Source organism: Bacillus sp. FSL L8-0152, from assembly GCF_038006365.1.
Classification (GTDB): domain Bacteria; phylum Bacillota; class Bacilli; order Bacillales; family Bacillaceae_G; genus Bacillus_A; species Bacillus_A cereus.
The window spans coordinates 1,654,713-1,667,574 of the sequence record NZ_JBBOVB010000001.1 but is presented as its reverse complement, the minus strand read 5'-3'; the positions used below and the strand labels follow the sequence as shown (position 1 = coordinate 1,667,574).

Here is a 12,862-nt window from a genome sequence, read left to right as displayed (position 1 = left end):
TATCGATGAAGTGACCCCTAAAAGTTAGACACGGTTATTTCATTAGGCAGCTTGATAAAAGTGAGTCCGGTATTGTACTGGGCTCATTTTTAATTTTGCCTTAATCCGTTTCGTATTATAATAATCTATATATTTTTCTAATTCTATTTTAAAGTGCTCTACATTTTCAAATTCTTTTATGTAGAGGAACTCCGACTTCATAATCCCAAAGAAATTTTCTATTACTGCGTTGTCGTAACAGTTGCCTTTTCGAGACATACTCTGAACGATAGCTCTTGATTCAAGTGTAAGGACGTACTGTCTCATTTGATAATGCCATCCTTGATCCGAATGCATCAGTAGCTGGTGGGTTTCAGGTAAACGTTCCAATGCTTTCTCTAACATGTCTGAAACAAGCGAATACGTCGGTCTAGAACCAATTGTATAGGTAATAATTTCACCATTATACAAATCTAATACAGGTGATACATACAGTTTTTCTCCAAACAATTTAAACTCTGTGATGTCTGTTACCCACTTTTGATTCGGTGCATCTGTATAAAAATTACGCTCTAAAATATTAGGTGCAATTCTACCGACTTTTCCTTTATAGGATTTATATTTCTTCATACGCACAACACACTTTAACCCAAGCTCTTTCATAATGCGCTGAACCTTCTTGTGGTTCACTTTCTGGCCACGATTCGTTAATTCATCACGAATGCGACGGTAACCATAACGACCTTCATTTTCCTCATAAATCGCTTTAATCTCAGCTTTCAAATCGGCATCTAGATCTGGACGATTCATTTTCTTTACTAAATCATAATACGTGCTTCGAGGAATAGTAGCTAGCTCCACGAGTGCCTTGACCGAATATTTATGCCTTAATTCGTAGACTACTTGCGCTTTGTCTTGTTTTGTGATTTTTCCTTGTTTTGAACTAAGGCATTTAACTTTTTTAAGTACTCATTTTCCATCTCAAGCTGTTTAATGCGTGCTTCAAGTGCTTCGACTGACCCTTCAGCTAAAGGTTGTTTTAATTGTTTATTTGAATCTTTTTTCATGGATGGACGCCCCTTTTTCTTAGATTGAAGGGCATCAATATCAATTCCTTGTGTTTCGAGCTGTTTTTTCCAAACAGAAATCGTTGAAGGGGCAGGAATATTAAAGATAGCTGCCGTCTCAAATAAGGACATACCGTTTTCAATCATAAAGTTTAGTACGTCTAGTTTAAATTGTTGTGTGTAATTTGTACATCGTTTTAGAAAAGCTTCCAGACCATTCTGTTTATATTGGTTTACCCAATTCAAAATGATTGTGTCACTTATACCGAGCGATTTACCTATTTCTCGATAACTTTCATTTCCGTTCAAATAACGTAGAACGATTTGTATTTTTTCATCAGCTGTAAATTTAGCCATAGAAAAACTGCACCCCCAATTGTTAGACTGTGTCTAACAATTGGGGTGCAGTTCACGAAAAGCTCCTCTTTTATTTAATGTGAAGACGCATCGCTAATGCCATGACCAGTATTAGATTTCACTAGAATTTCATCAAATTTCGCTGCATCTTCTTTCTTACTAGATAAAACCGTTCCTAAATATGCTGCAAGAAATCCGAGTGGAATTGAAATAATTCCTGGTGTCGTATATGGGAATAACGCTTCCCCAACAAAAATAGCTTTTCCAGCTACAGGGTTCCAAACATTCGGACTCAACGCTACAAGAACAATTGCTGATACAAGACCTACAATCATACCCGAAATAGCACCCGTTGTATTAAAACGCTTCCAATATATTGTAAATAAAATTACTGGTAGATTTGCACTCGCTGCAACTGCAAATGCTAATGATACTAAAAATGCTACGTTTAATGTTTGGGCAAATAATGCAAGTATGATAGATAGTATCGCTACTCCAATAGATGCATAACGAGCCATGGATACTTGCTCTTTTTCCGTTGATTTTCCTTTACGAATGATTTCATTATAAAAATCATGAGCGAATGCTGATGCTGCTGTTAATACAAGACCTGCCACTACAGCCAAAATCGTTGCAAAAGCAATTGCTGATACGAAAGCAAATAAGAAGTCTCCACCTAACGCTTTGGCTAATAAAGGTGCCGCCATATTACCAGCTGGGTTCGCTTTAATAATCGCTTCATTTCCTACAAACGCTGCCGCACCAAATCCTAAGAAAATCGTCATAATATAAAATGCACCAATTAACCACGTCGCATATACGACAGATTGACGTGCAGTTTTTGCATCACGTACTGTAAAAAAGCGGACTAGTATATGTGGTAATCCAGCTGTACCAAGTACTAGTCCTAAATTTAAAGAAAGTGTATCAAGACCATCCTTATACTTTACACCTGGATTTAAAAATGAATCTTTTAAAGGTGTAGCTGTTTTCATTTGGGCGAACATTTCAGTCACGCTGAAGTTGAATTTTGCGAAAACGATAACAGAAATAATAAACGTACCAGCCATAAGTAATACAGCCTTTACAATTTGTACCCAGCTCGTTGCTGTCATACCTCCAAAAATAACATACACCGTCATAAGTGTTCCAACGATTAATACAGATGTCGTATATTCAATCCCTAATAATAATTTAATAAGTGCACCCGCGCCAACTAATTGTGCAATCATGTAAAAGATAGAAATCGTCATCGTATTAAGAGCTGCAACTCCGCGAACTTTTTTCGCATCAAAGCGTGCTGCAATCATATCCGCCAAAGTGTACTTCCCTAAATTTCTAAGCGGTTCTGCAACAAGATACAGTACAACTAAATAAGCAACTAAAAAACCGATACTATAAAAGAATCCATCAAACCCAGTTAATGCGATTGCTCCGGCTATACCAAGAAATGAAGCAGCAGACATGTAATCTCCAGCAATGGCTAGACCATTTTGCCAACCAGTTAATCCCCCTCCGGCCGTATAAAATTCACTCGCATTTTTCGTTTTTTTCGATGCAAAATAGGTTATGACTAGCGTACCAAGAACGATAATTAAAAATAGTGCAAACGCAGTAGTATTCAAGTTCAGCCCCTCCCTTTTTGCATGTTTTGCAGAATTTTTCGGGAGATTTCATCAAATGATTCTGCTTTTTTGCTATAAATCATACATAGTGCCCATGTCATGATAAATTGGGAAAAAGCAAATACCCACGCCCATGTAACGTCACCAAATGCAGGTGTATTAAGCACCTTTGAATACGACGTTAAAATAGGCAGTGCAATAAAAAAACTAAAAAAGAAAATACTCATTGGAACGATAAACTTCTTTTTCGTATTTAATAACAATTGAAATTCTTCCGACTGAACGACCTCTGTATAATTCACCTCATTTTGCAACTTACGTGCTGACGTATCATCTCGTTTCATTAACCGATCCCCTCTCTTACTTGAAATACACTTCCCCTTCGCATACCTAAAGACTAAATTTTATAAATATTCAGAAACTTATACTCATTTTAGACAATCCATACATTCATGCAAAGATTTTTCGATAGACATTTTTCGGCAAATTTCCCCAAATTTTTAATATACTTTTTCAAAATAAAGTGACACCTTACTTTTTTTCTTCATTAAGACAAAAGCAGTGCTTAACGCACTACTTTTGTCTTTTTTTCCTTTTCCAAATTACGAGCTGTTTCGCTTAACTCAACATCTTTTCCGTCTTTAAGTGTTCCAAATATAAAATCGAATACTGGATTTGAAACACCGAACCAAAACTTTTCGTTTTTATAATGGTGTAATATATGTTGTTTTTTTAGCCATCTTCCAAACTTAGTGACGGGACGAATCGGTCTATGGGCAATATAATGTTTCCATTCGTAAACGAGCAGCATGATAATCATTCCGATTCCAAATGAAAGTGTAATAGTAACACTTTTTGTAATACCATATGCTATAAGCAAATAAATAGTAAAACTAGGTATACTAAACCATACAGGTAAAAACAAAAGTTTTAAATCCTCTGGATATACGTGGTGATCATAATGTAATCTTCTTAACATTTTTAATAGAAATGTGTTTTTAGGTGGCTTTATATGGAATAAAAAACGATGTGTCATATATTCATTAAGTGTATAGAAAACAATCCCAAACATACATGCTAACATGCCAACCCAAGAGAAAAATTGCATTTTTAAAATAATAATGAAAATAAATAGAATGCTATACATAATAACGATATCATGTTGTAAAAAGAACTCTTTCCCCACTTTCTTCATCTTGTTTCCCCCTTTTCCCAAAAAACAGCCGCAACATATCGTTACGACTATTTCTTTTCTATTCTTATTCTATTCACTTTACAAATTTGCCTGCTGTTCTATTGTCGAGAAAAAATTATTTGGTCCAAATATATTTTGCTTCGGAATAATATGTTCCACTGCAAACACTGTTACTTCTCCTCTTTGCACTTCTCCAATAATGAGACCAAATATTTCATGATTTACTGCAAACGTCGGTTGCTTTGTTTGTAGCAATCTTGCAGCATTATGAAATACCGCTTCATATAGTGGATTTCTATCAGTAATTTCTTTTCGGATTTTTGGCGCTAACGTAATGATAATTTCTTTTCCGTCAATAGTGGTTCGATACATAAAAATCTCCCCTTCAATCTTATGTGAACAACTGTAAAGCTTTGTATGCAAAATGTATAGAGTAACCTACTAAAATAATACCTGCTCCGGCTGTTATGTAGCCCAGCGCTTTTGGTTTTAATAAAGTTCTTCCAAAATGTACAGAAAATGCAATATTTAAATTCCATAAAATAATACCAACAATAATGCAAAGACTGTACAAAAAAGCTTCTTGTTTCGTTACCTTCGTAAGTAATGAGCTAAGTGTACTTCCGTATATACCAAACCAAAAAACAAGATTTAATGGATTGGATATCGCAATTAAAAACCCTGCCATAAACGATTGCTTAAGGCCACCTACCTCTTCTTTTTTATATTCCATATTCGATTCGAAAATTCCTTGTTTTACACTTTGAAATCCTAAATAAAATAACAAGAAAAAACCCGTGCAATACATGAAGGCTTGTACATATGTATACATAAACACAGAAGATAAACCGAAATAAATGAGAAGCATAAATAAAACATCTGCAGTCATTCCACCAATTCCAACAACCCAAGCGTGCCAAAACCCACGTTCAATTCCTCGTTTTAACATTTCAATATTAATCGGCCCTACTGGCGCAGCTAATGATATACCTAATACAATTTGCTGTATAATTGCTCCAATCATCGCTCTATCCTTTCTACTCTCTTTACTACTAGTTAATGATGTAATTTGAAAAAATAGACTAGCTTTCGTAATAAAATACCCTTTTTTATCCAAAATATACAAAAGAGCCATCTAGGTGATGGCTCTTACTTTTTTATCTTATGAAGAAAAGGGCATTTCCCTTTTATTGGTTCTACATCGTCTCCTATGAAATATTGTTTCCATTCACGATGCTCTGGGTCACCATAATGACTAATGTTAGGATGTTTCGGCAATTGATCCCACTTTTCAACTCGCTCACGGACCATTTGTCTTGAATATGCTCCTTTAGGACGATCTCCCTCTAATCCATCAAAAATAGTGCGTGGCTGAAACCCAATAACGAGAGCATTCCCTAAATGTCTAGTTTTTCGTTGTTTATAAGCTGGCGCATTTCCAAATGCAAATATTGGTTCACCACCAAATGAAAATTCCCATAAATGATGGTCTGGATCTTCAGGAATCTGCTTTGGCCATGCTTGATCATCGTTTTCATGTAAATACTGTAACACTTTCCAAAAGGAATCACGGTAATATTCGAGTGATTGTTCTTCACATTCCGGTTCTATAAAAAGGAAAAAGCCCCTTCTTACAATCGGCCTCTCTTTCATTAACTCTAAAAAAGATAACATTGTATGCGGCAAATGACTCCAATCATTATGAGAAAGAAATGAATAACGAAGTTCATTCTTTTTCAAAGCTGTTAAACCGAAATAACATGGAAAAGTTGGTTCTAACACGACACTTGAAAAAATCTCAAATTCTTTTGCAACCCAATCAGGTATGTCGGTTCTCGTTCTTATTCCTTCATTATCTAATAAATAAGACTTATTCATTCTTTCACCTCATTATGTATAGCATTCAATTAAGAATATTACATACTCGGCCTGTCCTATACCTATTTAAAAATTCGACTGAAAAATTATTTAAAAATACAAAAAATAAAATCGCTTACTTGACTAAATTCTCCCAATTCGTGTATATTTAAATTAATCATTTAGCAGAATATTCAAGAATATAGCATTTTTAGTTTATATTATTTTTTAAATGAATTTCACTAAATGAAAATAGTAAACGCTTTTAGGAGGAATTATAACATGCAAGGAAAAGTAAAATGGTTTAACAACGAAAAAGGTTTTGGATTTATCGAAATGGAAGGCGCTGACGATGTATTCGTACATTTCTCTGCTATTCAAGGAGACGGCTATAAAGCTTTAGAAGAAGGTCAAGAAGTATCTTTCGACATTACTGAAGGTAACCGCGGACCTCAAGCTGCTAACGTAGTAAAACTTTAATCCAACATATAACAGGAGGTTACCTTACTTGGTAACCTCCTTTATTATTCCTTTGTATATTTCCGTTTTACAGAGCAAAAACTATGTGAAATGCGCAATATACAAAGGAGGCAGTAACAATGGGATCAGAAGTAAATGATTTTGAAGAAGTAAAATTCCGTGTAGAAACAGCACAAAAAATGGTAGGATCAGCAACAATTTCAATGGATCCAGATACATTAGAGCATGCTACTACTGCAGTAGAAGCAGCTCGCTCACAGCTTGAAATTATGAAATCTGTTGCAGTAGATTTAGATGAACCATTTTTAATGAACGAGGAAAAGAAACTAAGCAAATGCGAGCAGCAATTAAACGAAGCAAAGCACTAAAAAACATCCAGAGAATTTTCTCTGGATGTTTTTTTATGATAACTGTTCTCCATACTTTTTCAATGTTTCTCCAACTGTACATTGTCTTATACAAAATGAATGAGCATAATACTTACTATTTGTCTTTCGATTATGTTCTCGCAAAAAACATCCTTCACAATACGTTTCTAATAAGTCATTTACCTCTGTAATGAGTTGCTTTTTATCCACCTTTGCACCTCTCTATTCGGTTATTTCTTTATGACTATCAATAACTGTTCCTTCTAATGCTTGCGTTGCTAATTGATGTGCTTCTTTATTTTGTTTTCTAGATATCGGCTCACATAAAAGTTTTAATTTCATTTGCTTCGCCTTTTGTTCAATTTGATCTAAATAATGATTTAAATGTTCATCATAACAAGGCCATTCTCCGGCTAATTGCTGCAGTACCACTTGTGAGTCTCCGCGAAGTGTAACTGCTTCATACTTAATCCCTAGTTCCTCGAGTATATTCATACCGTATAATAATGATGCATATTCCGCTTCATTATTATCATATATACCTTCTATATATGCATTGCGGCGAATGCGGTAGTTTGTATTTCCTTTCTTATAATACACACATATACCAGCGCCAGCTTCTTTCGTTTGCACATCATACCCCCCATCAAAATAAACGAGTATTTCTTGGGGCTCTTCCTCTACTTGCTTACTTAACTTTTTCATCTCTTTTAATGACCATTCTGCGTCCATTTCATCGTAAAATAAAAGTTCCTTAGCTCTTCCTGTTTTCTCAAAATCCTCTGCAAATTGAAGTACTTCTTCTATGTTCATATACTCTGTTGTTAATTGCGTCTGCAATCCACGCTTCGTTTTATACAACCAATGAATTTTATATTTCATACTACATTCCCCTTATGTAAGACTTCTTATATATATCCGGCTAATTGAAGCCTCACTTTATTTTATTATATTTTATCTAGAGTCACAGCATTATATTCAATATGATTACATACAAAAAGAGCTATCCCTATAGGAATAGCTCTTTCATCTATTACATAAATCTTTCAAATTGTACTCGCTTATTAATCCAGTACATTACAGGCATACCGATCGCCATGACAACAAATTCACCAATTGCACAAGTTAACCAAGACAACATAAATGGTAAACCCAATGCAAGATGAAGTTCAATTGCAATCATAAACATTGTAATCGTAAAGATAACTGTATTAAAAATCATACGAGCCCAAACACCTTTAATAAATCGCATAGAAATAATCGTTGCAACTAACGCAAGAATAGATTGCCCTACTCCAAATACTAAATCGTAAGCGATCATAGGTGAGAAAAAGAGATTCGTTAAAAATACACCTAATACAATTCCGTAAATTGCTTTCTTGTTAAATACAACGAGATGATTAAACATCTCTGAAATACGAAATTGTACATTCGTAAAGCCAAATGGCTGAATAAGCATAGAAACAGCAATATATAATGCCGCTAAAATACCATTACCGACTAAAGTTCTAATATTCATGACAAAATCTCCTTAGTTTTTTTACGTGGGATGGTTTCGAACCACGTTATTCGTTTTTTAAGCAACAAGATTATATTTTACGTGGTAGCCCCTCTTTCGTCAATAGATTCCTATCATAAACTACCTTTTTCCTTTTAGACAACGTATAATGAAACATATGAAAGATTTAGGAGGTTTCACTTCATGACAGCAACAATTCAAAATGAAAAAGTGATCGTTTCCATTTCTGACAAAGGTGCAGAATTACAGAGCGTTCGCTTAAAAGAAGACAACACAGAATATTTATGGCAAGGTGATTCTACTTATTGGGGACGCCGTGCACCAATTTTGTTCCCAATTGTCGGCCGATTAGTAGATAATACATACTACGTAGACGGTAAATCATATTCATTAACACAACACGGTTTCGCTCGTGATCTTACTTTCTCTGTGAAAGAACAAAGCGAAACAAAAATCACTTATATCGTTACTAGTAATGAAGAAACATTAAAAAAATACCCATACGAATTCGAACTACTCGTTTCTTATGAGCTAGATGGACAAATCGTTCATGTAACATATGAAGTAAACAATCCTACTTCAAAAGAGATGTTCTTCTCAATCGGAGCATATCCTGGCTTCAACTTCCCTTTATTGGATGGTGAATCATTTACAGATTATCATTTATCGTTTAATGGTTCGGAACGCTTAGAAACAAGCGTATTAGAAGGACCTTATCTTTCAAACAAAAAGCAATTAATCGCTGAAAATACAACTGAATTGCCACTTACATATGATTTATTCAAAAATGATGCGCTTATTTTTGAAAATATGAATACGAATGAAATTTCGATTCGTTCTCATAAACATAATAAATTTGTAAAAGTAGAATTTGATGGCTTCCCATTTGTCGGCGTATGGACACCAGGGGATAACGCACCTTTCTTATGTATTGAACCTTGGTATGGAATCGCTGATGAAATAAATCCAGCAAAAGATTTCAAGGACAAAAAGGGAATTCAATCGTTACAAGCGAATGAAACATTTACATGTCGTTATAGCATCACAATCGGATAACTACTCTATCCCCTACTTCAAAAAGCATTTAAGTAGGGGATAATCTTATAATTTGGAGGTTTCTCATTTTGATTGAAGTATATATTGATGGTGCATCAAAAGGAAATCCTGGTCCTTCTGGTGCAGGAGTGTTTATTAAAGGCGTTCAGCCGCCTGTACAATTATCATTACCACTTGGAACAATGTCCAATCATGAAGCAGAATACCGCGCTTTACTTCTAGCATTAAAATATTGCATCGAGCATAATTATAGCACTGTCTCTTTTCGTACAGATTCCCAGCTTGTCGAACGGGCTGTTGAAAAGGAATACGCAAAAAATAAAATATTTACACCTCTTTTAGATGAAGCGCTGCAGTACATAAAAAACTTCGATCTCTTTTTTATTAAGTGGATTCCAAGTAGTCAAAATAAAGTAGCTGATGAATTAGCTAGAAAAGCTATCTTACAAAATTAACGGGGGTATGAGTGTGAAAAAAGAGTGGATTGCTCCTCTTGCTTTATTATTTGTCTCTTTTATTTGGGGAGCTACGTTTGTTGTCGTTCAAAACGCTATGTCTTTCGTTGGTCCATTTACGTTTAATGGTATTCGCTTTTTATTCGCTGGAATTATTTTATTATTCGTTCAAATTATTTTCTCACAAAAAACTTCAAAACAAGATATAAAACATAGTAGCACGGCAGGGATAATCGTTGGTTTTTTCTTATTTGTCGGTTATTTATTGCAAACATTTGGCTTACTCTATACAACATCTTCAAAAGCAGGTTTCTTAACTGGGCTAAGCATTGTTATGGTCCCAATCTTATCATTTATCTTTTTAAAACAAAAAGCTACCATTTTCATCGTACTTGGTATTGCTGTAGCTACAACAGGTTTGTACTTATTAACAGCTGCTGATTCTTTCCAATTAAATATAGGAGATATACTTGTTCTCGGTTGTGCAGTCGCTTTCGCTGCCCATATTCTTATTAACGGCTTCTTTTCTAAAAAAATATCACCTTTATTATTAAGCACATCTCAAGTATTAGCTGTTGGTATATTTTCTTCTATTTGCGCTTTCTTGTTTGAAGATTGGGAAAAGTTATTTTCAGTATCACTATGGACGAATCAATCCTTTTTATTCGCACTCTTTCTAACTGCCCTGTTTGCAACATCTATTGCTTTTTTCATTCAAACATCGGCACAAAAACACACTTCTCCAACGAGAGTAGCAATTATTTTCGCAATGGAGCCCGTTTTTGCTGCCTTAACAGGCGTTCTCGTTGCAAATGAACAACTTTCTATTTCTGCTATTATCGGATGTCTATGTATTTTTCTAGGCATGATTTTTGTTGAATTACCTTCCAAAACAAAAAAAGAAGCGCAGGCTGCGTGAAGTTACGCTTGTAACTTCCGCATAAAAGCCTTAGCGCTTTTTTTATCGGTAATTTCTTCTTCTTTCAATCGTTCTAATAACGCAACGAAATAACTACCATCAAACTGCAATTGATGTTTAATTGTCGCTTCTATTGCTGCGTTCACAATCCCATCAGACGCACCAGTATATCCTTGTCCAAACATAATAAACCCCTGTGCTTCCTCTGATAATTTAAATCCTTTCGTATGTAAGAATGAAAGATAATCTTCTACTGTTTGCATGTTATTCCCACCTACTCAAAAATTCTCCATCTCCTATGATACATGTTTTTACACGCTATGAGAATGAAATTTCTTTGAAAACTTTGTAAATCAATCTTCTACTTCGCTTACAATGGAGGATTTTCTAACAATCTGAAGGAATATGTAAAGTGGAACTTATTTCATATTAAAGGGGAGACACGATGAAACAAGCACTATTAATTATCGACGCTCAACAAGAATTAATTGATGGAAATGAGCAAGAAAATGAAGTTTTTCGTAAAACCGAGCTATTATCTACACTAAATATAGCACTGCAGAAAGCAATAGATTCAAATGCTCTTATTGTTTTCGTAAGAGATATCGATGTTGCTTCTGGTAGTGGCGAAGGATTTGAAGTACATAATCAAATTCAAGTACCCCAGTCTGCAATCCTTATTAATAAAGCAGCAACCAATTCATTCTACGGCACTTCTTTACTTGAACTTTTAAAAGAAGAAAACATTAATCATATTGTTATAGGCGGATGTAAAACAGAACATTGTATCGACACTGCCGTTAGAACAGCAACTGTACAAGGATTTGACGTTACATTAATTAAAAACGGGCATTCAACAACTGATTCTAACGTATTGTCTGCAGAACAAATTATTGGTCATCACAATAAAACTTTACACGGTCATTATAACGTTGATAATTTTTCTATGGTGAGAGATATCGAGGAAGACCTCTTTCAGCCAACTCATGACCAATATCGTGATTAAATTAGCTCAAAAAAGAATCCTTCATTTAAAAGGATTCTTTCTTTATCCAAAAATTTGCGCTGCAATACTATATAGTTCACCATTTCTTTTTAATAACCGATTACTATTTTTCATCATAATTGGTGGTGTATTCACCTTTTTAAAACCAGCAATCTCTAATTCTTTCATAAAATCGTTCTTTCCTTCTGGTACATCCATTCTTAATTTTCCATTATGCCCTCTTGCTAAATCATGTACTATTCTCATTGCCATCGCATTATTTTTAGCAACGACTGGTCCTATTATTTTATTTTCTGGCGTTTGTATACTCAAACCATATCCTAGTACATTTTGCTCCTTATCTTTCACAACATTGCATTGTTCACTTTGCATAATCCTTTTCTTTAAAAACACCTTTCGATTTGTTCCAAACGCATTTTCATCTATTTTTATTATTTTTTCTAAATCACACTCTTCATACTTCACCATATAATCTTCATTTCCTACACAATAATCATTCACATTGTACGAGTTACATATGTATTTAGAAACATAGCTTACTACTCTAAATCCTAATTTTTCATATAGAGGCTTTCCCTCATCCGTAGCAATAAGCATAATTGGAGTTTGAGCTGATACGCTACTCATGCATGAATTCGTTATCACCTTTCCAATTCCTCTTCCCTTATAATTTTGATGTACAATTACCATTCCGATAGATGCCAACGCCTCCCCGTATAATATTATTGCTGCGCTAGCAATAAGTTCCTTTCGCTCATTCCATACGCCGTATACAATACCTGAGTTAAAAACTGTATCAATTTCTTCTCTGTTATAATCCCAGCCAATATAAGAAGATAATGCTACAATATCGCCTATTTGTTCTTTCCTAAGACGCTCCACCCTAATTTCCAATTCAATCATACTCCATCCCCTTATCTAGACATTTAAATCATTATTACTAAATCAACTTGTACATGTTTCCATTCATTTGTCACAT

The 12,862-nt window shown here is 34.6% G+C and carries 18 protein-coding genes and 1 riboswitch; of the genes, 6 read left to right on the top strand and 12 right to left on the bottom strand.

Annotated elements, in window-relative coordinates; all coding sequences use genetic code 11:
- Positions 1-42: 42 nt before the first annotated feature.
- The 7 genes from MHH27_RS08515 to MHH27_RS08485 form a co-directional block, all read right to left on the bottom strand.
- Positions 43-1,403, bottom strand: a protein-coding gene (locus MHH27_RS08515; protein WP_340942218.1) for an IS3 family transposase whose coding sequence is annotated in 2 segments (ribosomal slippage) — positions 43-944 and positions 944-1,403 — 1,362 coding nt in all. Because the reading frame shifts where the segments join, the coding sequence is not laid out codon by codon here.
- Between the two features lie 74 nt (positions 1,404-1,477).
- Positions 1,478-3,028: a solute symporter family protein gene (locus tag MHH27_RS08510; protein ID WP_001098239.1), complete on the bottom strand. Its 1,551-nt coding sequence runs from the start codon at positions 3,026-3,028 to the stop codon at positions 1,478-1,480.
- Positions 3,029-3,030: 2 nt separating this feature from the next.
- The gene (locus tag MHH27_RS08505) at positions 3,031-3,372 is read right to left on the bottom strand and encodes a DUF485 domain-containing protein (RefSeq protein ID WP_000817372.1); all 342 of its coding nucleotides are present in this window, start codon (positions 3,370-3,372) and stop codon (positions 3,031-3,033) included.
- Positions 3,373-3,593: 221 nt separating this feature from the next.
- Positions 3,594-4,223, bottom strand: coding sequence for a sterol desaturase family protein (locus tag MHH27_RS08500; protein ID WP_000755393.1), 630 nt, complete (start codon positions 4,221-4,223; stop codon positions 3,594-3,596).
- A gap of 78 nt (positions 4,224-4,301) precedes the next feature.
- On the bottom strand, positions 4,302-4,595 hold the full coding sequence (locus tag MHH27_RS08495; protein ID WP_000286361.1) for a hypothetical protein: 294 nt from the start codon (positions 4,593-4,595) through the stop codon (positions 4,302-4,304).
- A 19-nt stretch (positions 4,596-4,614) separates the two neighbouring features.
- Positions 4,615-5,358 (bottom strand): LysE family transporter, encoded by a 744-nt coding sequence (locus MHH27_RS08490; RefSeq protein WP_139062871.1) that lies wholly within the window; start codon positions 5,356-5,358, stop codon positions 4,615-4,617.
- Positions 5,359-5,372: 14 nt separating this feature from the next.
- The gene (locus MHH27_RS08485; RefSeq protein ID WP_075719732.1) at positions 5,373-6,101 is read right to left on the bottom strand and encodes a YqcI/YcgG family protein; all 729 of its coding nucleotides are present in this window, start codon (positions 6,099-6,101) and stop codon (positions 5,373-5,375) included.
- 261 nt (positions 6,102-6,362) lie between these two features.
- Between MHH27_RS08485 and cspB the strand changes: the two genes are divergently transcribed.
- Both cspB and MHH27_RS08475 read left to right on the top strand, forming a co-directional pair.
- A complete protein-coding gene (gene cspB, locus MHH27_RS08480) occupies positions 6,363-6,560 on the top strand; it encodes a cold shock-like protein CspB (protein WP_001161731.1) in 198 nt (65 codons plus the stop codon).
- Between the two features lie 119 nt (positions 6,561-6,679).
- Positions 6,680-6,928 (top strand): DUF2564 family protein, encoded by a 249-nt coding sequence (locus MHH27_RS08475; protein ID WP_000534400.1) that lies wholly within the window; start codon positions 6,680-6,682, stop codon positions 6,926-6,928.
- A 33-nt stretch (positions 6,929-6,961) separates the two neighbouring features.
- On the opposite strand, the gene MHH27_RS08470 is transcribed toward MHH27_RS08475, so the two are convergent.
- From MHH27_RS08470 to MHH27_RS08460, 3 genes are all read right to left on the bottom strand, one after another.
- Positions 6,962-7,138: a zinc-finger domain-containing protein gene (locus MHH27_RS08470; RefSeq protein WP_000358801.1), complete on the bottom strand. Its 177-nt coding sequence runs from the start codon at positions 7,136-7,138 to the stop codon at positions 6,962-6,964.
- Between the two features lie 12 nt (positions 7,139-7,150).
- Entirely contained in the window at positions 7,151-7,810 is a 660-nt protein-coding gene (locus tag MHH27_RS08465; RefSeq protein WP_098235518.1) for a ribonuclease H family protein, read from the bottom strand.
- A 151-nt stretch (positions 7,811-7,961) separates the two neighbouring features.
- Positions 7,962-8,447: a QueT transporter family protein gene (locus MHH27_RS08460; RefSeq protein WP_001026474.1), complete on the bottom strand. Its 486-nt coding sequence runs from the start codon at positions 8,445-8,447 to the stop codon at positions 7,962-7,964.
- A 6-nt stretch (positions 8,448-8,453) separates the two neighbouring features.
- A riboswitch (PreQ1 riboswitch) is annotated at positions 8,454-8,498 on the bottom strand.
- Positions 8,499-8,630: 132 nt separating this feature from the next.
- Here MHH27_RS08460 and MHH27_RS08455 point away from each other — a divergent pair.
- The 3 genes from MHH27_RS08455 to MHH27_RS08445 all read left to right on the top strand — a co-directional run bounded on the left by MHH27_RS08455 (position 8,631) and on the right by MHH27_RS08445 (position 10,877).
- On the top strand, positions 8,631-9,503 hold the full coding sequence (locus MHH27_RS08455) for an aldose 1-epimerase family protein (protein ID WP_340942210.1): 873 nt from the start codon (positions 8,631-8,633) through the stop codon (positions 9,501-9,503).
- A gap of 68 nt (positions 9,504-9,571) precedes the next feature.
- Positions 9,572-9,958, top strand: coding sequence for a reverse transcriptase-like protein (locus MHH27_RS08450; protein ID WP_340942206.1), 387 nt, complete (start codon positions 9,572-9,574; stop codon positions 9,956-9,958).
- A 13-nt stretch (positions 9,959-9,971) separates the two neighbouring features.
- Positions 9,972-10,877: a DMT family transporter gene (locus tag MHH27_RS08445; protein WP_000712599.1), complete on the top strand. Its 906-nt coding sequence runs from the start codon at positions 9,972-9,974 to the stop codon at positions 10,875-10,877.
- Between the two features lie 2 nt (positions 10,878-10,879).
- Here the strand turns inward: MHH27_RS08445 and MHH27_RS08440 are convergent, their stop codons facing one another.
- The gene (locus tag MHH27_RS08440) at positions 10,880-11,140 is read right to left on the bottom strand and encodes a DUF6123 family protein (RefSeq protein ID WP_001195212.1); all 261 of its coding nucleotides are present in this window, start codon (positions 11,138-11,140) and stop codon (positions 10,880-10,882) included.
- A 182-nt stretch (positions 11,141-11,322) separates the two neighbouring features.
- On the opposite strand from MHH27_RS08440, the gene MHH27_RS08435 reads away from it, so the two are divergent.
- Positions 11,323-11,883 (top strand): cysteine hydrolase family protein, encoded by a 561-nt coding sequence (locus MHH27_RS08435; RefSeq protein WP_000806323.1) that lies wholly within the window; start codon positions 11,323-11,325, stop codon positions 11,881-11,883.
- Positions 11,884-11,925: 42 nt separating this feature from the next.
- On the opposite strand, the gene MHH27_RS08430 is transcribed toward MHH27_RS08435, so the two are convergent.
- Positions 11,926-12,786, bottom strand: coding sequence for a GNAT family N-acetyltransferase (locus MHH27_RS08430; protein ID WP_340942201.1), 861 nt, complete (start codon positions 12,784-12,786; stop codon positions 11,926-11,928).
- Positions 12,787-12,862: the final 76 nt, after the last annotated feature.